Annotated in this window: 14 protein-coding genes; 9 read left to right on the forward strand and 5 right to left on the reverse strand. The window is 48.5% G+C overall.

The window, feature by feature from the left end; all coding sequences use genetic code 11:
- Positions 1 to 86: 86 nt before the first annotated feature.
- Entirely contained in the window at positions 87 to 722 is a 636-nt protein-coding gene (locus tag ICA20_RS05875) for a carbonic anhydrase (RefSeq protein WP_038632863.1), read from the reverse strand.
- A 328-nt stretch (positions 723 to 1,050) separates the two neighbouring features.
- Between ICA20_RS05875 and ICA20_RS05880 the strand changes: the two genes are divergently transcribed.
- A complete protein-coding gene (locus tag ICA20_RS05880; RefSeq protein ID WP_038632857.1) occupies positions 1,051 to 1,551 on the forward strand; it encodes an anti-virulence regulator CigR family protein in 501 nt (166 codons plus the stop codon).
- A gap of 80 nt (positions 1,552 to 1,631) precedes the next feature.
- Here the strand turns inward: ICA20_RS05880 and ICA20_RS05885 are convergent, their stop codons facing one another.
- Positions 1,632 to 3,380: a sigma 54-interacting transcriptional regulator gene (locus tag ICA20_RS05885; protein ID WP_038632855.1), complete on the reverse strand. Its 1,749-nt coding sequence runs from the start codon at positions 3,378 to 3,380 to the stop codon at positions 1,632 to 1,634.
- A 380-nt stretch (positions 3,381 to 3,760) separates the two neighbouring features.
- Here ICA20_RS05885 and dpaL point away from each other — a divergent pair, with 380 nt between their 5' ends.
- The 6 genes from dpaL to ICA20_RS05915 all read left to right on the forward strand — a co-directional run bounded on the left by dpaL (position 3,761) and on the right by ICA20_RS05915 (position 13,497).
- Positions 3,761 to 4,975 (forward strand): diaminopropionate ammonia-lyase, encoded by a 1,215-nt coding sequence (gene dpaL / locus ICA20_RS05890; protein WP_149282213.1) that lies wholly within the window; start codon positions 3,761 to 3,763, stop codon positions 4,973 to 4,975.
- Positions 4,976 to 5,007: 32 nt separating this feature from the next.
- Positions 5,008 to 6,192, forward strand: coding sequence for a YgeY family selenium metabolism-linked hydrolase (locus tag ICA20_RS05895; protein ID WP_038632852.1), 1,185 nt, complete (start codon positions 5,008 to 5,010; stop codon positions 6,190 to 6,192).
- A gap of 67 nt (positions 6,193 to 6,259) precedes the next feature.
- Positions 6,260 to 7,852, forward strand: a complete 1,593-nt coding sequence (locus ICA20_RS05900; RefSeq protein ID WP_038632850.1) for a D-aminoacylase — start codon at positions 6,260 to 6,262, stop codon at positions 7,850 to 7,852.
- Between the two features lie 78 nt (positions 7,853 to 7,930).
- Positions 7,931 to 9,217, forward strand: coding sequence for an MFS transporter (locus tag ICA20_RS05905; RefSeq protein ID WP_038632846.1), 1,287 nt, complete (start codon positions 7,931 to 7,933; stop codon positions 9,215 to 9,217).
- Between the two features lie 418 nt (positions 9,218 to 9,635).
- Positions 9,636 to 10,250 carry an acid-sensing system DNA-binding response regulator EvgA gene (evgA, locus tag ICA20_RS05910; protein ID WP_038632843.1) on the forward strand — a complete coding sequence of 205 codons (615 nt, stop codon included), beginning with the start codon at positions 9,636 to 9,638 and terminating at the stop codon, positions 10,248 to 10,250.
- Between the two features lie 4 nt (positions 10,251 to 10,254).
- Entirely contained in the window at positions 10,255 to 13,497 is a 3,243-nt protein-coding gene (locus ICA20_RS05915; protein WP_038632840.1) for a transporter substrate-binding domain-containing protein, read from the forward strand.
- A gap of 76 nt (positions 13,498 to 13,573) precedes the next feature.
- Here the strand turns inward: ICA20_RS05915 and ICA20_RS05920 are convergent, their stop codons facing one another.
- A complete protein-coding gene (locus tag ICA20_RS05920) occupies positions 13,574 to 14,203 on the reverse strand; it encodes a YfdX family protein (protein WP_038632837.1) in 630 nt (209 codons plus the stop codon).
- 281 nt (positions 14,204 to 14,484) lie between these two features.
- On the opposite strand from ICA20_RS05920, the gene ICA20_RS05925 reads away from it, so the two are divergent.
- Positions 14,485 to 15,081 (forward strand): DUF308 domain-containing protein, encoded by a 597-nt coding sequence (locus tag ICA20_RS05925; protein ID WP_038632835.1) that lies wholly within the window; start codon positions 14,485 to 14,487, stop codon positions 15,079 to 15,081.
- Between the two features lie 32 nt (positions 15,082 to 15,113).
- Positions 15,114 to 15,428, forward strand: coding sequence for an HdeA/HdeB family chaperone (locus tag ICA20_RS05930; RefSeq protein WP_051594538.1), 315 nt, complete (start codon positions 15,114 to 15,116; stop codon positions 15,426 to 15,428).
- 213 nt (positions 15,429 to 15,641) lie between these two features.
- Here ICA20_RS05930 and ICA20_RS05935 read toward each other — a convergent pair whose 3' ends face one another.
- Complete coding sequence (locus tag ICA20_RS05935; RefSeq protein WP_038632829.1) at positions 15,642 to 18,758, reverse strand: efflux RND transporter permease subunit; 3,117 nt, start codon at positions 18,756 to 18,758, stop codon at positions 15,642 to 15,644.
- A 28-nt stretch (positions 18,759 to 18,786) separates the two neighbouring features.
- Complete coding sequence (locus ICA20_RS05940; RefSeq protein ID WP_038632826.1) at positions 18,787 to 19,944, reverse strand: efflux RND transporter periplasmic adaptor subunit; 1,158 nt, start codon at positions 19,942 to 19,944, stop codon at positions 18,787 to 18,789.
- Between the last annotated feature and the right edge of the window lie 217 nt (positions 19,945 to 20,161).

The raw sequence follows: 20,161 nt of genomic DNA on the forward strand, positions 1-20,161 counted from the left end.
TTAAAAATTAGGTCCGGGTGTGTTTTTTGTCTATAGCACAAAAGTAGGAAATAATTATCCAGAGCATCCTTGCTCCAGTGGAGGGTTTACTCGAAATGCACCTGCGGATTGTCAGCAAGGGAAACGTAGGTTTTGCTGTTTTTATCCAGGGTACGAATTTCACCGCTTTCGATGTCATACACCCAGCCATGCAGACGCAGCGCATTATTTCGCAGCCCAACAGCAACGGAAGGGTGCGTTTTAATATTGTTCAACTGAGCGATAACGTTCTCTTCCACCATGGCGTTAACTTTATCGATGGGATTATCCCAGGTTTTCTTCTCGACCACGGCCTTAGCTGCATCGGCATAGTGCAGCCAGTGCGCCACTGCGGGCATTGGATCGAGGGGCTGGCTATCAGCAATGGCTTTCATCGCGCCACAATTGGAATGGCCACAGATGACAATATCCGTCACACCGAGTGCGACTACCGCATATTCGATGGTGGCGGAGACACCACCGGGTTCCGGTCCGAAAGAGGGGACGATATTGCCGGCGTTGCGGATAACGAACAACTGCCCGGGCTCTTGCTGAGTCACCAGTTCTGGCACCAGACGGCTATCGGAACAGGAGATGAAAAGCGCTTTTGGATTCTGGCTGGATGCCAGGCTGCGGAAGAGTTCCTTACGTTGAGGGAAAATCTCTTTTTGGAAGTTGAGGAAGCCCTCAATGATATGTTGCATAGCAGTGTCTCTTTTCTCTGTTTGAGCAGGTTATGATGAAGATCACACTTTCCAGTTTAACACCAGCCGACAGAAGCGAAAGAGTTTATAGCAGTTTTGCAACATTTTTGACTGATTTTTCTCCACCGTAGCGAGGGCGAAATGCGATACGCGTTCTGCCGTTCTGAGTTAACAGATGGCGGGGGTAAACTGCAAATGGGGATATTCGCAAGCCTACGCCTGGCAAAATGACATCGCTTTTTTTGCCAATAAATCGGAGTTATAGCGATAGCCAGTCATCATGGAATACCTTACATTTTTATATGTATCCACATCTTAAGGAATCATCATGTCCAGACTCCGTACTTTAGCAACGGCTTTAGTCGCCGTTGCCGCGATGACGATGTGCGCCACCCCTGTATTCGCTAACCCCGGTAACGGTAACGGCAATGGTAATAGTGGCAACCATGGTAATAGCGGAAACAAAGGTAATAGTGGTAACAGCCAGAAAGGAAACGCCGGCCAAAAAAATAATGCACATACGGAACAGCGTAAAAATTATGGCAAGCCGGATCACGTGGATAGCGACATCAGCTATAACGTGGCCAGGCAGTATGCTGTCAGATACGGTTTGACAGGGTATAAATCACTGCCGCCAGGCATTGCCAAAAATCTGGCGCGAGGAAAACCGCTTCCTCCGGGGATCGCTAAAAAAAGCGTTCCACCTTCTATGTTGAATCAACTGCCGTATTATCCTGGTTATGAATGGCAGGTCGTTGGCGACAATTTGGTGTTGATTGCACTGAGCACGGCGATTGTCACTGCCGTTATTAATGGCGTGTTTGATTGATTCGCCACGGAATTAATTTGCTCTGTTGTGCCTGCTGGACGCCCGCATTACGCGGGCTTTTTCGTTAAGTAAGGTCAGGTTCATAACCCGTACAGCTTTATTTTTCGATAAAGCGTGGCAATGCTGATCCCCAGTTCGGTCGCTGCCTGTTTTTTCCCCTCCACGCTTGCGCCAAATCGCTGGATGACATTTTCTATGGCCTCCCTTTCCGCTTGTTTTCCCTTATTAGCAAGCTGCTGAGGCTGGGCTGTCATCGACGTTTTTCTGTTGTCAGCTGCGGTGAGCAGGTAAGGAGGCAGATGGCTGGCGTTGATCCCTGCGGCTTCCCCGCGCATCACGAAAATATATTCGATAACGTTACGTAATTCACGAATGTTGCCAGGCCAGTGCCAGGCATAGAGGCGGTTGATGACGTCATCGGGAAGTTGTTGTGATGGTCGCTGATAACTGACCGAAAACTCATCGGCAAAATATTGTGCGAGGACCGCAATATCTGCCCGCCGTTCGCGCAACGAGGGAAGAACCAAAGGGACCACGTTCAGGCGATAGAAAAGATCTTCGCGAAACTGATTACTCTCCACCATCGCGTTAATGTTTTTGTTAGTCGCGGCAATAATTCGTACATCAATATTGATGGTGTTGTTAGACCCGACGCGGGTGATCGCTTTTTCCTGCAGAACCCTGAGCAGCTTAGCCTGCAGATGAAGCGGCATATCGCCGATCTCATCCAGAAACAGACTGCCGCCGTTGGCCAGTTCAAATTTTCCCACGCGGCCTTTGGGGTCGGCCCCGCTGAATGCGCCGCGCACATAACCAAACAGTTCGCTTTCCAACAACTGTTCGGGAATGGCAGCACAGTTGATTGTTACGAAGGGGGCGGCTTTACGGGGGCTGCTCTGGTGAATGGCAAATGCCACGACCTCTTTTCCTGAGCCACTTTCGCCGGTAATAAGCACACTGGCATAGCTGTTGGCGATTTTACCGATCGTGCTTCTGAGCTGTTCCATCAAGGGGGAGTGACCAATCAACCGCACCTGGGTGTCGGCCTCATAAGGCGATGGAAGAAGGGTACTCAGGTAGTCGTGCGCGTCACGAAAGATAATCATGGTTAAGCGATCGTTATCCAAAGACGAGAGCGAAATTTGCTTGCACAGCACGTGGTATTTCTGACCTTCGAGCGTCAGCCAGGCCTCCTCATCGCCATACAAACTGTCCCCGGTTGTTTCAATGGTCAACGGTAATCCCTGAACCTCGCGATTGAGAATGCGATCGGCTGAATGGTTGGCATGCCAGACAAGACCATCACCATCGATTGCCACGACGCCGCGGTCCATAGCATCGATCAGACGGCGAAATGCGCCCAACCTTTCTTGCGCGCGTAAACGTTCCAGACATTCAAAAACCTTACTGGAGATCATCACGGCTATTTGCTCAATGAAAGTAACAAATTTCTCAATCTGGCTCAGGAGGGTGTCGCGCTGCGCCTGGGTTGAGCAAATAATCCCGATCACCCCAATGACGCGATTGTTGAGAAAAATTGGTGCGTTCAAATCCAGCATTTCAGAACAATAGTGGTGTTTTTCACATAACTGACACAGTGGATGTTCGCCAGGATTTTTGATCAGCACCGTTTCCCGCACCTGCAAAACGTGGCGGTAGATGTAACCGTTTTTTGCCACGTTTTCATTGAGCATGTGCCGGTATTTACCGGTGCCAGCGATGCGCATTAAAGATTCATCAATGATCTCAACATCCGTTCCGGTGATGCCAGAAATAGCATCGGCATAATTGCATATATCATCCTGAATATTTCTGAGTACTGAAATCATGCTACTTCTCCGGCGCGTGTCGCATTTCTCATGGAAAATGATAAATAGGCGAACTAATCCAAGAATGACTTGCGAAAAATCAATCTACCGCTCTGTTTTAGTATGTTTTTTTTATTTTATCTTCCGCGATCACACTATTTATCAATTATGAGAATTTATCAAAATGAAACGATAAACTAACGCGATGATATTTTTGGCTGCAAATATTGCATTCTGTCTATTTAATTGAAATTTAAGTGTTTATTAATTTATTCATAAGATTTTACTCAATTAATAAAAAGCTGGTAAGCATTTTGCTCTATTGGCATTACCGATAGCGGAAATATCTCTGTATGACATCAATTGCAGGGAATGGATTACCAGCACAATGAGGTTTTATGATGCAGGAAAACTTATCATTTTTTATCAACCAGACACCGTTTACCGAACATCCGAACGCGCCGTTGGCTCCGTTTAGCCGCCAGGAGTTGGTCAAGGCGTTGAATTTTCATCGGTCTATTCCGGGATATTCCCCAACGCCGTTGTATACGCTGCCGGCACTTTCACAAAAACTGGGCGTAAAAAATATCTACCTCAAAGATGAGTCGCAGCGTTTTGGCCTGAAAGCTTTTAAAGCGCTGGGCGGTTCCTATGCGATGGCGTGCCATATCGCAGAATTAGTCGGTAAAGATATCAGCGAATTACCGTTTGATGTGATGACCAGCGAAGAGGTGCGCCGCGATCTGCAAACCGTTACGTTTGTTACCACCACCGATGGCAATCACGGTCGCGGCGTTGCCTGGATGGCGCGACAGTTGAAGCAAAATGCCGTGGTTTACATGCCAAAAGGTTCTTCACAGCAACGTCTGACGTCGATCCGTAACGAAGGCGCTACCGCCGAAATCGTCGATATGAACTATGACGATGCGGTTCGCATGACCGCGGAACAGGCGGAAAAGCATGGCTGGATAGTGGTGCAGGATACCGCCTGGGAAGGGTATGAAAAGATCCCGCAGTGGATTATGCAGGGTTACGGCACGCTGATGCTGGAGGCGATCGACCAGCTGCATCAGGTTGCGCCGACGCACATTTTTGTTCAGGCAGGCGTTGGCTCGTTTGCCGGCATGGTTCAGGGAATGGTGACGGCGGCATGGGGAGAAAATCGCCCGAAAGTGATCGTCGCCGAGGCGTTAATTGCCGATTGTCTCTACCGCTCCGCCCGCTCGAAAGAGGGTGATGCCATAGCGGTGGGCGGAGATTTGCAAACCGTGATGGCTGGTCTCGCCTGCGGTGAGGCAAATAGCATTGGCTGGAAGCTGTTGCGTGATTATGCCACCGCATTTGCCTCCTGCCCGGATGAGGTTGCGGCGCTTGGCATGCGCATGTTGGGTAATCCGCTGGCAGGCGATCCGCAGATCGTTTCTGGTGAGTCCGGGGCGGTGACGACCGGCCTGCTGTCACTGCTGATGTCCTCGCCTGAACTGGCGCAAACGCGTACGCAACTGGGACTGGATGAGCATTCCCGCGTGTTGTTGATAAGTACTGAGGGTGACACTGACCCACAACAGTATCTGGATATTGTCTGGGGCGGTCAGTACCCGGGCATCAACAAATAATTTCCTGATTGAGAATAAGAACGGAGAAAACCATGTTATCTGCAAACCGTATTGAAGAAGTGATTAAAAACTGTCAGGCGCTAATCCAACAAAAAAGTTATTCCGGTCAGGAAGGGGAAGTGGTTAATGCCATAAAAACAATGATGCAGCATTACCAGTTCGATGACATCCATGTTGATAAGTACGGCAACATTGTTGGCGGTATCGTGGGTAATCAGCCAGGGAAAACGCTGGTCCTCGATGGACATATTGATACTGTACCGGTGAACGAAGAGAAGTGGACCCGCAACCCGTACGGCGGTGATATCGAAGATGGCAAGATTTATGGTCGCGGTACGACCGATATGAAAGGCGCCGTGGCGGCAATGATCTCTGCCGTGGGTTTTTTCGGCCAGGACAACCAGCGTAATTTCGCCGGGAAAATCTACGTTGCCTGTATCGTGCATGAAGAGTGCTTTGAAGGCATTGCCGCTCGTCTGGTCAGCGAGCGCTATAAGCCAGACTACGTAATCATCGGTGAAGCTTCCGAGCTAAACCTGAAAATTGGCCAGCGTGGCCGTGCTGAAATTGTGGTTGAAACGTTTGGTAAACCTGCGCACTCCGCCAACCCGCAGGCAGGGATTAACGCGGTGTATAAAATGGCGCAATTGATCGACAAAATTCGCACCATTACCCCGCCAACGCACCCCGTACTCGGGCCTGGCATTCTCGAACTGACCGACATTAAATCTTCGCCGTACCCGGGTGCCTCGGTCGTGCCGGATTACTGCCGCGCAACCTACGATCGCCGTTTGCTGGTGGGCGAAACCAAAGAAAGCGTCATTGCCCCGCTGGAAAATGTCCTGGCAGAATTCATCACGCAGGATCCGCAGTTTAAGGCCCGTGTCTCCTACGCTGTGGGCCAGGAGTCTTGTTATACCGGTGCCACCATTGAGGGGGAGCGCTTCTTCCCGGGCTGGGTGTATGACGAGTCGGACGAATTCGTGCAAGCCGCTCTGGCTGGCGTCCGCGAGGCGGGGTTTAATCCGACCATCACGCAATACTCATTTTGCACCAATGGTAGTCACTATGCGGGCGAAGCGGGAATTAAAACTATCGGCTTCGGACCTTCGCGTGAAAATCTGGCGCACACCATTGATGAGTATATCGAGATCGATCAGTTAACCGGTTCGGCCAGCGGCTATTACAGCATCATCCAGACACTCTATCGCCAATAAAAGAACGATAAAAATCCTCTTACCTTACAGGCGGTGCCGCGCAGCGCCGCCGCAATGGAGAATAACGATGAAAACCATTTTCAAAAACGGAAATGTGATCGATGGGACGGGCAGTGAAGGCAGAATTGCCGATGTGGTCGTTGATGACGGACGTATTGTCGCAATCGGTCAAATAGAAGCTGGCGTCAATGAACAGGTTATTGATGCCACGGGAAAAATTATTTGTCCTGGCTTTATTGATACCCATACGCACTCTGACCTGTCGGCGATTATTAATCCCGCGCTGTCGGCAAAAATTCGCCAGGGAATTACCACTGAATTGCTGGGGCAGGATGGCGTCGCGTTAGCACCGTTGCCGGAAGAATATATTCCGGCGTGGCGTAAAAATATTGCCGGACTGGACGGTGATACCGACAAAATAGACTGGAAATATAAAAATACGGACGGTTATCTCAATCTGTTGGCATCACGACATCCGGCGACAAACCTTGCCTATTTAGTTCCGCATGGCAACGTGCGCATGGAGGCGATGGGGCTGGATGGGCGGCCTTCGACCCGTGAAGATGTGGCGAAGATGTGCGAAGTTCTTGAGCGGGAATTAAAAGCGGGCGCGTTTGGTCTTTCCACCGGGCTTATCTATATGCCTTGTGCCTTTGGCGATACTGCCGAAATGATTGAACTGTGCAAGGTCACGGCGAAATATAACGGGATCTTTGTGGTACATCAGCGCAGTGAAGCTGACGATATTATCAACTCAACGCAGGAGCTGATTGATATCGCCAAAGCCACAGGCGTCTGGCTACATATTTCACATATGAAGGTTTGCGGAAAGAAAAACTGGGGGCTGATCGACCAGATGCTGGGGATGCTGGAGCAGGCGCAGGAAGAGGGGATCCGCATCTCTTTCGACCAGTATCCCTATGTGGCGGGCAGCACGATGCTCGGCGTGATCCTGCCGCCATGGGTCCACTCCGGTGGAACAGACAAATTACTGGAACGCCTGGCCTCAACTGAACTGCGCGCCAAAATGATCGAGGATATTCAGCAGGGCATCCCTGGCTGGGATAACTTTATCGATTTTGCCGGTCTGGACCAGATTTTTGTTACCAGCGTGAAAACGGCCAAAAATCAGGATGCCGTTGGTCTGAACCTCGTCCAGTTGGGTGAATTGCGCGGGAAAGACCCCTACAACGCCACCTTCGACCTGCTTTATGAAGAAGAAAACGCTGTCGGAATGGTCGACTTCTACGGCACTGAAGAGCATGTGATTAAGTTTCTCTGTCGGCCAGAGCAAAACGTTTGTACCGACGGTTTAATGGGGGCCGGAAAACCGCACCCTCGCGTGTTCGGCGCATTCCCACGTGTGCTCGGTAAATACGTACGTGAAGAGGGATGTCTGAGCTGGGAAGCGGCAATTCGCAAAATGACGGGTAAACCTGCTGAGGTGCTGGGCCTGCAGGATCGCGGGCTGCTGAAGGTGGGTTACGCGGCGGATATTGTGATGTTCGATCCGAACACTATCGCTGATAGGGGCACGTTTGTTGAACCTAATCAGTATCCGCAAGGGATTGAAATTGTCATGGTTAATGGGCGCATTGCCTTAATTAATGGCACGGAAAGTTATGCCTGTAGCGGTACGGTTATAAGAAAACAATATTAATAAATAACGCTAAACACGCATTGATCTATCGCGACTATTTATGGCCGCGGTAGATCGCTACACCCTAAGGACATCACAATGAACCTACAAACATCTTTACCTTCAGGTAAACCAAAGACCTGGAAAGCAAGATATACCGTCCTGACATTAATCTGGCTGGCGTGGCTCCTCTCTTTTCTCGACAGAATGGTCATGAGCGTTTCGCTCCCTTATATCGGCAAAGATTTAAATCTGGATACCACCCAACAAGGTTTAATTATTAGCGCCTTTTTTATTGGTTATGCCGCGTTTCAAATTCCCGGTGGTTTACTGGCGGATAAGTTTGGCTCGCGTAAAATCATGGCCATTGGTATTGCCTGGTGGTCTGTTTTCACCAGCTTAACCGGCGCTGTGCTGACGCTACCGCTAATGCTGGCAGTGCGCTTCTTCTTTGGTATCGGCGAAGGGTGCTTCCCGTCGGCCTCCTGGAAGATGATTTCGACCTATTTCCCGTCGAAAGAGCGCGGGCGCGCGACGGCGATTCAATCAACGGTGAACACCTTAGGCCCGGCGCTGGCGGTTGTGGTCGCAGCCAGCATTATTGGGGCTTTTGGCTGGCATATGGTTTTTATCGTGCTGGGTATTCCTGGACTGTTTATTGCCGCAGGGATCTACTTATTTACGCGTGACAACCCGAAAGATCACCCCGCCATTACGCAGCAGGATCTGGCGGAACTGGCCGTTGACGATCAGGGGGGGCTGCAAAATACCAGCGCTATCGCGTTTAAAGACGTACTCAAAATGCCGGTGCTCTGGCAAATGGCAAGTATCTGGTTTTTGTTTGATATCACCTTCTGGGGATTTTCAACCTGGTTGCCCAGTTATCTGATCACCGTACGTGAATTTTCTCTGGCCAAGACCGGCGTAATGGCGGCAATTCCCTTCCTGTTTGGCGCAGGAGGCACATTGTTAGGCGGATACTGTTCAGATAAATTCAAACCGATGCGTAAAATGTTGTACGTCGTCACCTCAGTCATTGCCGCAGGCTTCCTGTACCTGACCTTCAGCGTAAGCAGCGCAGATATGGCGGTGGTTTATCAGTGTATTTCAGCCCTGTTCATGTTCTTCGCTATGGCGACGTTCTGGGGAATTTTGATGGATACCATCCCCAGCAACATTATGGGACGGGCGTCGGGGATCGTTAACTTTGGCGGCCAGATGGCGGGCGTTGTTTCTGCACCTATCATCGGCTGGCTGATCCAAAGCAGCGCAGGAAGCTATAACAGCGCCTTTATCTTTATGATTGCCGCACTGTTATGTTCTGCCGTCGTTACGCTGACCGTGAAAAACTCGCGCGCGGTTGGAGCATTACCCAGTCAGGCTTGATTAATGTCTGTCTCCTGTGGCTCTGCTGTTTCAGAGCCACAGGGATTGACGGGCATCAACGTTTAATCACTCGCAATAACTGAATTTCCCGCCAGATGTATAGTTACCACTGCAATTCTATTCCTCTCCTTATTAAGAATTAAGCATAATAAATGAAAGACCAGTCCTACATGTGTAGGAATATTCCCTCTATAATGTGTTAATGATTTGATCTACAGAAAGGTTCAAGGTTTAATTCTTGTAAATCTAAATGTTATTTTTATGATTTATTCATCTTGATTATGAAAAAATCATAAAATATACACGTGACTATGTTAGAATTTGCGTCCTGGGTCTGGCACTTATAAATCAGTAATATTGAAGACTCACCTGCACTATAGCCATCGCCTCTCTTTATTTATCGGGATTCTTATACGCAATGAACGCGATAATCGTTGATGATCACCCTTTGGCCCGCATTGCCATTCGCAACTTACTCGATACTAATGGTATCACTGTGACCACTGAACTCGACAGTGGCGAGCAAGTCGTACAGGTCGTTGAAAAAAACAAACCTGAACTGCTAATTATTGATGTGGATATTCCTGGTATCAGTGGCATCGAGGTGCTGGAACAATTACGCAAGCGGCACTATGCTGGTGTGATCATTATCATTTCAGCAAAAAATGAATATTTTTATGGTAAACGTAGTGCTGAATACGGTGCTAACGGATTTGTGAGTAAAAAAGAAGGCATGAATAATATTCTTGCCGCCATCGAAGCCGCCAAAAATGGTTATAGTTATTTCCCTTTCTCCCTTGAACACTTTACTGGTTCATCGGCCAGCGAACAGGATAAACTTGATACGTTATCAACACAGGAAATGAGAGTGTTGCGTTATATCCTTAATGGTATGGATTACAGTACGATTGCCAGTAAAATGAATATCAGTAATAAAACGGTCAGTACTTATAAAAGTCGTTTAATGGAAAAATTAGATTGTTCTTCATTAATGGAAATTTATGATTACGCGCAAAGAAATAAAATAGGGTAGAGTAATGCTGGAACGCTTATTTATTTTTTTGATGGTCATATTTACCATCGGATTATCTACGGATGTGAGTTCAGCGCGCCAGGTTGAACTAAAAAGTAACTATAATACTGCGGTGCAAAATATCAGCTTAAACAGGGAAGAAACAAACTGGTTGGCGCATAAAAAAACATTAGTGGTTGGCACCTGGTTACCGGAAGTCTCACCTATTGTCTATCAAAACAGCGGGGAAAATTATCGGGGCGTTAACGCGGACTACCTTGCGCTAATGCAAAAAAGTCTCAATGTAAAAATTGTTATAAAGCAATATGATAACGAGCAGCAGGCGCTTGCCGCACTCGCCAGTAATGATGTTGATACGTTGATAACCCAGCTTTCCCGGCGGCAGGATGTCGGCGGGCATTTACTGCGCACATCGGCATTACTCACAACGTGGCCGACGCTTGTGACGTCATTAAAAAACACGATGCTACCGCTGATGACGAACCATAAGGTCAGCGTCGCCTGTGTGCGGGATTGCCCTTTTCTTAACGTTATCCAGGACGCTTTTCCTGATGCTAAAGTCTCATTTTATGACGACGAGTATCAGGCAATGGCGTCGGTGGTGAACGATGATAACCAATATTATATTGGTAACAATATTACCACTAGTCATTGTATCTCGCGGTATTTCTCGCAATCCCTGGTTATTACGCATTATTTTGATAAGCAAGAACAATATAATTATTTTGTGGTTAATGAAAATCAACCGCTATTAAGAAATATTCTTGATGGTTTTATTACGTCAATAAGTAATGAAATCCATATGCAGGTGATGCAGAACTGGTTAAATCGCGGTAATCTTGCTTATCTGAATGCGCCCATTCCTTTCAGTCATCAGGAAAAAGAATGGCTGAAGAATAAACATACTATCCGCATTTTGATCAACCCGGATTATCCACCCTATACGCTGGTAGATAGCAGCGGCGAGTTACGTGGTATTCTTGGCGATTTGCTGAATATTATTCATCTGCAAACGGGTCTTAATTTTGAACCTGTTTTGGCCACGTCCAGAAGTGAACAGACCAAACTCATCAGTGGTGGGCAGTGGGATATGTATCCGACGATCGCCCCGAATAACCAAAACCAGGATGATTCGGCATTGAGCGATCCGCTGATGAATGTTGCATTCGTGGTTATCACATCGCGCCAGGAAACAGCCGACTCGCTGCTGGGAAAACCGATACGTATTGCTCTGCCTGCCGGACATATTCTGGAACGTGGCCTCAAACAACAGTATCCGCAGGTGACCTGGGTGAATGCGGATACCGGTAGCGCTGCAATGGCTATGGTCAAGGAGGGCGACGTTGATGCGGCAATCGCGACCGAATTGTCGGCAAAGTTCATTACCGATCATTACTACCAGAATAATATGCACTTCTTCCGGCTGCCTGATATGCCAGGCGCAGCGGTGAGTTTTGCTATTTCTTCTCATGAGCCGATGCTGAAGTCTGTCATTGATAAGGCCCTGCAAGCCATACCTCCGCGTGAAATTTTACAGATGACGGAGAAGTGGTCGAAGATTTCCAATACCCAGGTTGATATCTGGAGCCGATATAGCAAACAGTTCTATCAACTGGGGTTATTTGCGCTGGTACTTATTGCTATTAGCCTGATCTGGGGGATATCACTCTCCCGTGAAGTCCGTAAAAGAAAGCAATCGCAGCGGTTACTGGAAGAACAGTTGCATCTGAAAGAGGTTTTATCTCAAGAGCTGGAGACCGAAAAGAATAAAGCGATTGCCGCCACAAAAGCCAAAAGCCGTTTTCTGGCGAGCATGAGTCATGAGTTACGTACCCCGGTAAGCTCGATTGTTGGTTTTGTGGAATTACTCTCAAGCTCTGAGCTCAGTCCGGCACAACGCAAAGAGGCCATTGCATTGACTGGGGCGACGGCTCAATCATTGCTGGGACTGATTGGTAAGATTCTGGACGTTGATAAGATTGAATCCGGAAAATATGAGGTTGTTCCCCAGTGGACCGATCTCTCGCAGCTTATTGAATTGCAGTGCCACTCTTTCGATGCCCTGGCCAGGCAGAAAGGTATATCGCTTGCCTGCGTCAGCCAGTTGCCAGTAAATGAGCGGGTATTTGTCGATCAGCAGGCTTTGCGGCAAATTCTCACCAATCTGCTGGGAAATGCGCTGAAGTTTACGGCGCAGGGCAGTATTCATGTTACGGCCCGACTGACTCCGGACACAGATAATCACGGCACCCTGACAATCGCCATCAGTGATACCGGTTGTGGCATTAGCGAAGAAGAGCAGGCTGGACTGTTCCATCGTTATGCTCAGGGGCGTTGCGGACGTCAACAAACGGGGTCTGGTCTGGGGTTATTTATTTGCAAAGAACTGGTAACGCTGATGGGCGGTACGCTGGAACTGAGGAGTATTCCGGCTCAGGGAACCACGTTCACGATTACGCTGCCGGTTGAAACTGCCCGACAGTCGATAGTAGCGGATGGGGATACCCCTGGCGCTGTGCTACCGCTACCGTGTCTGTCGATTCTGATCGCAGACGATAACCCAACTAATCGCCTGCTGCTTAAACGCCAGTTGAATACCATTGGCTACAGCGTGGATGAGGCTTGTGATGGTGAGGAAGCCGAAGCCAAAATGGCCAAAAAATCATACGACCTGTTGATAACCGACGTGAATATGCCGAAGAAAGACGGGTTTGATCTCGCAGCTTCACTACGTCGTCAACAACCTCATTTGCAAATATGGGGGCTGACAGCCAGTGCGCTCCCGCAGTCACGCGATCGATGTCTGCAAAACGGTATGAATTTGTGTCTGTTTAAGCCGGTGTCAATCCAGACGCTGACGCATGAACTGAGCAAAATCGACACGGGCTATGCGTCACCTTGTGCAATCCGGCATTTAAAATTCAATGTACTGACTGAAAATACTGGTGGCGATCGCGCATTAATGAACGAGATACTCGAAACATTCCGCGAAGCAACGCTGAGTGATTTACAAGCGGCTGAGAAAGCCGTTGCGCAAGATGAGCCGCAGCTGTTTTTACGGGCGCTTCATCGGTTGCATGGTTCGGCGCAAATTCTGGGTATCACCGCGCTTCAGACGCTGTGCGAACCTTTTGAGTCTATGCGACATGACGATCTTCCGCTGGCTGTACGGCAGCAGGCATTACAGAAAATTGTTGCTGTCATGCGAGAAATTGAAATTGAGATCGACAGTCTGATGAGCCATTAATCCCCCCGGATCGGGTAGCCGTAGCTGCCCGATCCGGAGAGAAATGTCTTGATTCATCACTCGTTAGTACAGAGTATTACTGGCCTGCACCCACCATTTCGCTATCAATAACAATACCTTCTTCAGCACCTTTTAGCACAAGGTTAGCCTCATAAAATTTACCCGTGGACAGCAGTTTTTGGGCGCTGGCAACGGCTTTACGCGTCTGATTCAAAGGCATCAGGTATTGGGTCTGAAGCACGCTGATCCCTGCCAGTTGCAAGGTATCCACTGCACCTTTCCAGTCACCTTTGGCCATTTTGCCGTTCGCGGTTTTGATAGCAGATTCTTTTTCCGGCGTAGTAATATAATCTTCTGATAATGCGATCGTAGCGTTAATAATTACGTACTGATCGTCAATCATCTTCGCCTTAGGCGCTGCTTTGACAAATTTCGCCCAGTCGCTGCTGTCGCCTGCCAGCAGGGAAGCGGCGTCATTGGTTAATTTTTTTGCGCTGTCAGGCTGTCCGTGAAACAGAGCCAGACGAGCCAGTTGAATATCGCGCATCGCATTGGCGCCTTGTACGGCGACCTGCATAATATCGGCTGCTTCTTTTTGTACATTGGCTGTGGCTGTTTGTGCCGCAGTGGGAGTAGTGGCAGATGCCATTACCGGAGCTGAACCCATCATAGTTGCAAGCAGACCTGCAAGAATAATCTTTTTCATTACGTTCTCCTGAATAAAGTTGGTATTGTTCACCAAACGCAATAATCATATTAAATAAGTTTAAAGAGAGGAATCAGAGCCAGGATAGAATAATGAGCGCTTAATCTTACAGGTGTCAGACGTCTGACATGTGTAGGATTAAACGGATAACGACATTCCTTTTTTCTTATATACGCATCCTTATCTGAAGTCTTATTATTTCATTGTAAGTGATATGTATTGTGTGAGTATTAACTCTTTTATTAGTAGGTTACATTACGTTTACATGTAACGGAGGATGTATGTTCATTTTTAATCAGCAAGCCCTGAGAACGTTTAACGAAAAAACACTTTCTCATTATAAAAGACACGCAACAATTATGGCGGTGCTGTTGTTGGTATGTGGTATTTGCTGCTTAATCTATCCTATCGCTGCTGGCGTTTATTTAAGCTATGCGACAGGTTTTATGTTCCTGGTGTGCGGTTTTTATTCTATTTATAGCCTGTTTAGCGCCGGGAAGAAGCAGTTGAAAGCCAAATTTACCTATGCATTTTTTGCTATCGCATGGTTACTGCTGGGGTACTGTTTCCTTGTTAACCCGGTGATTGGCATGAATTCGTTGGCTATGGTTTTTTGCTGCTTGTTTATTCTTGGCGGTATTTTTCGTGTGGCTTCCGGAGTTCAAATGTTCCGCAGTCCGGGTTATGGCTGGAACATTTTTATCGGCATTTTAGATCTGCTTATTGCTGGCGTATGGCTGAATATGGATCCCGACAAGTCTTACGTGTTTACCTCGATTTTTATTGGGGTCGAGATGATCTTCAGTTCTTTGGCTTTTATCAGTCTGCGCAGGAATACGAACCTGGTAGCAACAGACAAACTTGCCAATAACCATTAATATTGCCTCTGGAGTGTATCGTGAATATTAAAATGATGGTTTCAGCTGTTGTTATTATGACCTCTGTTTTGGCACCGATGAGCTGTGCGTTTGCTACTCAGGCAACCGAAGCTGCGCCACAAGATATGACCTGTAAAGAGTTTGCTGATATGAGTCGGCAATACATGACGGCAATTGCCTTTGTGATCGTTAATAAAAATTCTGACTTTAAAGGCGATGATTATGTTCCGCTGCATGAGGTGGAAACTGTCGCTGTTCCGAAAATGATTAACATGTGTCATCAACACCCGGATACGAAATTAGGCGAACTGACCGTAAATCTGAAGGGGGCCGGTCTGCACTACTGATTAACCGTTTTGATAGCCTGGCTTTAGTTAGAATTGACAACCTCTGTCCCCACACCCACATTTCCCCTCACAATAAAATAACTCGCCCAGCTATCCACGAGGAAACTCGCTGGATAGCTGTGTCTGCTAACTACTCTAGATCTGATAAGCGAAGCGCCATTCCTGGGATCTTATTACCCGATCCCAGGGATAAGCACTTACAAGGGCAGGGAATCAATGTCGGGTTTTAAATCGCGCCAGCATGTTTTCGACAAGAACAAAGAAGACCGGAACAAAGTAGATCGCCAGCACGGTCGCGGCCAGCATTCCACCGATAACGCCCGTACCGACGGCGTTTTGCGCGCCAGAGCCAGCGCCGTCACTTATTGCCAGTGGGATAACCCCCAGAATGAAGGCCAATGACGTCATCAAAATAGGACGTAAACGCATTTGCGCAGCTTCCACCGCGGCTTCAAGCGGCGTTTTTCCTTCTTTTTGCATAATCTCGACGGCAAACTCGACGATCAGAATAGCGTTTTTAGCTGAAAGTCCCATGGTGGTGAGCAGGCCAACCTGAAAGTAAACATCATTGCTCAGGCCACGCAGATCGGTCGCCAGCAAAGCACCGACCACCCCAATTGGTACAACCAGCATTACGGAAAATGGTATTGACCAGCTTTCATACAGTGCCGCCAGCGCCAGAAATACGACGATCAGAGAAATGCCGTACAGCATTGGCGCCTGATGGGTGGACAGCGCCTCCTGATACGACAGTCCCGTCCAGGCATAACCGACGCCCGCGGGCAGTTTATTAATCAGTGATGCCATAAATTTCATCGCATCGCCGCTGCTTTTCCCTGCGACCGGTTGGCCGAGAATTTCCATTGCAGGCTGTCCGTTGTAGCGTTCAAGACGGGGAGAGCCGTAGGTCCATTCGGTTGATGAGTAGGCTGAAAGCGGCGTCATCGCGCCGGAGGCGTTACGTACGTACCAGTGGTTGATATTGTCCGGCAACATACGGAACGGCGTATCGGCCTGGACATACACTTTTTTAACGCGCCCCTGGTTAAGGAAATCATTGACGTAGCGGCTACCAAACGCCGTAGAGATGGTCTGGTTGATATCCGACAATGCCACACCCATCGCCTCTGCTTTTGTCGCGTTGACATGAATGCGAAACATCGGCGTATCTTCCAGCCCATTTGGGCGCACCCCGTTAACTTCATCGGGTGACTGGCTGGCCAAAGCCAGGAGCTGGTTGCGGGCCTGCATCATCTTTTCATGCCCAAGGTTACCGTTATCCAGCAACTCCATATCAAAACCTGAAGCGGTACCCAATTCGGCGACTGCGGGTAAATTGAACGGATAAACGACGGCATTATTAATGGTGCTTAATGCCATCATTGCCCGTCGAATGATGGCGGTAACCGAGTTTTCTTCGCCAACGCGTTCTGACCACGGTTTCAGGCTGATAAATGCCAGACCGTTATTTTGCCCCTGTCCGCTGAAGCCAAATCCGCCAACGGTAAAAACAGACGCAACATTTTTCTGTTCTTTTGTCAGATAGTAATCCGTTATTTCCCCAAGCACTTTGCTGGTATTTACCATCGTTGAACCGGAAGGTAATTGTGCCGTGGTCATGAAAACGCCCTGATCTTCTTCTGGCAAAAAGGAGGTGGGAGTACGGAGAAACAGCACCATCATGCCAGCGCCAATCACTAAATAGACTACCATATAGCGTCCGGTGCAACGTAATAACCTACGGGTGCTGTCAGTGTAGTGATGGGTGCATTTCTCCATGAAGTGATTGAAACGGGTAAACAGAAAATGGGTGTTTTCTTTTTCTCCCTCGTGGGATTTCAACAGCATAGCGCAGAGTGCGGGCGTCAGGCTCATCGCCACAAATACCGACAGCAGCATGGAGGAAATTAAGGTGATGGAAAACTGACGGAAAATTTCACCCGTTGCCCCGCTCATAAACGCCATTGGCATAAACACGGCGGATAAAACGACGGCAATACCAACCAGCGCTCTCTGGAGCTGCCCCATCGCTTTATGCGTCGCCGCTTTGGGTGACAAATGCTCTTCGGCAATAATACGTTCTACGTTCTCAACCACCACGATGGCATCATCAACTAGCAATCCTATTGCCAGCACCATGCCAAACATCGTGAGCGTATTGATCGAAAAACCGGCGACGTCGAGTATCGCAAAGGTTCCGAGAATAACAACCGGAACCGCGATAGTGGGGATAAGCGTCGCGCGGAAACTTTGCAAAAACAGGTACATGACGAGGAATACCAGGATGATTGCCTCGATCAATGTATGAAACACACCCTGAATTGAAATCTCGATAAAGGGGGTAGTGTCATAGGGATAAACGGTTTTCATGCTGGCCGGAAACCAGGCTGATAACCTGTTCAGCTCTTGTTTAACGGCCTGAGATGTTTCAAGGGCATTGGCGCCAGCGGCAAGTTTAATTGCAATCCCGGCGGCGGGTTTTCCGTTGTAACGTGCCACCGTGGCATAATTTTCCGCACCCAGCTCAATACGAGCGACATCCCGCAGCAGAACCTGGGAGCCATCCTGCTGAACCTTAAGGAAGATCTTGCCAAATTCATCGGTAGTTTGCAGGCGTGTCTGAACAATGATCGACGCATTTAACTGCTGGTCGGCTGATTGCGGCATTCCTCCCAACTGTCCGCCCGATATCTGGTTATTCTGTACTTTGATCTGGGTAATAACGTCCTGCGGCGTAAGGTTATATTTGTCGAGCTTTTGCGGATCCAGCCAGATACGCATGGCGTATTGCGAACCGAATAACTGTACGCTCCCGACCCCGGGGGTGCGGCTCAGTGGGTCTTTAATATTCGACGCCACATAGTCAGCAATATCATATTGGCTCAGACTGTTATTATCAGAGATAAAACCGGCGACCATTAAGATATTGCTGCTGGATTTATCAACGCTGATCCCTTGCTGCTGGACTTCCTGTGGCAAGGAAGGCATCGCCAGCTGTAGCTTATTCTGTACCTGAACCTGCGCTATATCAGGTGAGGTCCCCGTTTTAAAGGTCAGGATAATCGACGCATTACCGGCCGCATCGCTGGTGGATGACATATACATCAGGCCATCAAGCCCGTTCATATTCTGTTCAATCACCTGAGTCACCGAGTCTTCAACGGTCTTGGCGTCTGCACCGGGGTAGGCTGCGCTGATGGTAATGGTGGGGGGAGCAATTTGCGGATATTGCGCGATGGGCAAGTTCATTATCGCGATACCGCCGGTAAACATCATGATAATAGCGAGCACCCAGGCGAAAACCGGGCGCTCAATAAAAAAGTTAGCCATGAAGAAAGTGTCCTTAATACCTGAAATATTACTGTTCAGTTACCGTGTCAGGTGTGTTTGGTTTTGCAGCGAGGATTCTGGCTTTGATTCCCGGACGGATTCTTTGTAATCCGGACACAATGACCCGATCGCCGGGATGTAATCCTGTCGTCACCAACCATTGATTGCCTACAGCCTTCACCGCATTTATTTCGCGTAGTTGCACCACGTTTTCTTGATCGAGGATTAACGCAGTGGCCTTTCCCTGCGCGTTATGCGTAATCCCTTGCTGTGGGACCATTAAAACATTGTGTTGGTTGCCCTCATCCAGCAATGCAGTGACGTACATTCCGGGTAAAATTTCACCCTGCGGATTGGGGAATACGGCGCGTAAGGTCACGGAACCGGTAGTCTCATCGACGGCTGGATCGGAAAACTCAAGCGTGCCGGTATAACGATAGGGCTTGCCATTTTCCAGCATCAGTTCAACCGGAATTTTGCCCTTTTGCTGGGCAATCTTCCCACTGGCTTTTTCTTCTTTCAGGCGTAAGAAGTCTTGTACTGACTGCGTTAAATCAACATAAATCGGATCCAGTCTTTGCACGGTAACCAGCGCGTTTCCCTGATTCGCGGTGACCAGCGCGCCCACGGTTACGGAGGATTTACCGCTGATACCCTCAATCGGCGAGGTGACATTGGCGTAACGAAGGTTGATGGTGGCCTGCTCAAGATCCGCTTTGGCGACGGCGACATTGGCCTCTGCTTCATTAAGCTGTGAGCGCGTCGTGTCGTAGTCCTGGCGGCTGACGTAATTGGATTTTATTAATGCTGACTGCCGATTTAATGTCAGTCGCACATTATTGGCCGTCGCCTGCGCCTTTGCCAGTGCGCCTCTGGCTGCATCCAGCCTGGCCTGCAACGGGGCGGGATCAATTTGATACAGTGACTCTCCTTTGCTGACTTTGTCACCTTCAATAAAATTACGTTTAATGATGATCCCACCAACCTGAGGGCGGATTTCGGCGATCTCAAATGAAACCGCGCGGCCAGGAAGTTCGCTTTTAATATTCACGGAGGAAGGCGCTAAGGTCACAACGCCGACCTCGGGCTCCATGGAGGGGGTTTTTACTGCAGGTTTATTATCGCAGGCGGTAATAATGACGCTGCTAAAAAATAGTGGTATCAACAGTAAGCATTTTCTGTTCATAGTAATCCCTGAAGAATTCGTAAGCACAAATGTTTTTTTATGGCATGCAGGGTGGGGGAGTTATCGGTAAATAACAGAAGATGGTCAGGCATGAGAAGAGTAACGCCCATTTTCGCGCTAAAAGTTAGCGGTTAAAATTATATGTAACAGAAACAATGAATATTTAGCGAAGGATCGCATGGAGCACGATGACGCAATAAGCAAACCGCGGAGTGAT

It is taken from the genome of Citrobacter sp. C5_2 (assembly GCF_014596845.2).
Taxonomy (GTDB): Bacteria; Pseudomonadota; Gammaproteobacteria; order Enterobacterales; family Enterobacteriaceae; genus Citrobacter; species Citrobacter werkmanii.

Coding starts and splice junctions, on each gene's coding strand:
- ICA20_RS05875 (WP_038632863.1), bottom strand. CDS start 722: ATGCAACATATCATTGAGGGCTTCCTCAACTTCCAAAAAGAGATTTTC.
- ICA20_RS05880 (WP_038632857.1), top strand. CDS start 1,051: ATGTCCAGACTCCGTACTTTAGCAACGGCTTTAGTCGCCGTTGCCGCG.
- ICA20_RS05885 (WP_038632855.1), bottom strand. CDS start 3,380: ATGATTTCAGTACTCAGAAATATTCAGGATGATATATGCAATTATGCC.
- dpaL (WP_149282213.1), top strand. CDS start 3,761: ATGCAGGAAAACTTATCATTTTTTATCAACCAGACACCGTTTACCGAA.
- ICA20_RS05895 (WP_038632852.1), top strand. CDS start 5,008: ATGTTATCTGCAAACCGTATTGAAGAAGTGATTAAAAACTGTCAGGCG.
- ICA20_RS05900 (WP_038632850.1), top strand. CDS start 6,260: ATGAAAACCATTTTCAAAAACGGAAATGTGATCGATGGGACGGGCAGT.
- ICA20_RS05905 (WP_038632846.1), top strand. CDS start 7,931: ATGAACCTACAAACATCTTTACCTTCAGGTAAACCAAAGACCTGGAAA.
- evgA (WP_038632843.1), top strand. CDS start 9,636: ATGAACGCGATAATCGTTGATGATCACCCTTTGGCCCGCATTGCCATT.
- ICA20_RS05915 (WP_038632840.1), top strand. CDS start 10,255: ATGCTGGAACGCTTATTTATTTTTTTGATGGTCATATTTACCATCGGA.
- ICA20_RS05920 (WP_038632837.1), bottom strand. CDS start 14,203: ATGAAAAAGATTATTCTTGCAGGTCTGCTTGCAACTATGATGGGTTCA.
- ICA20_RS05925 (WP_038632835.1), top strand. CDS start 14,485: ATGTTCATTTTTAATCAGCAAGCCCTGAGAACGTTTAACGAAAAAACA.
- ICA20_RS05930 (WP_051594538.1), top strand. CDS start 15,114: ATGATGGTTTCAGCTGTTGTTATTATGACCTCTGTTTTGGCACCGATG.
- ICA20_RS05935 (WP_038632829.1), bottom strand. CDS start 18,758: ATGGCTAACTTTTTTATTGAGCGCCCGGTTTTCGCCTGGGTGCTCGCT.
- ICA20_RS05940 (WP_038632826.1), bottom strand. CDS start 19,944: ATGAACAGAAAATGCTTACTGTTGATACCACTATTTTTTAGCAGCGTC.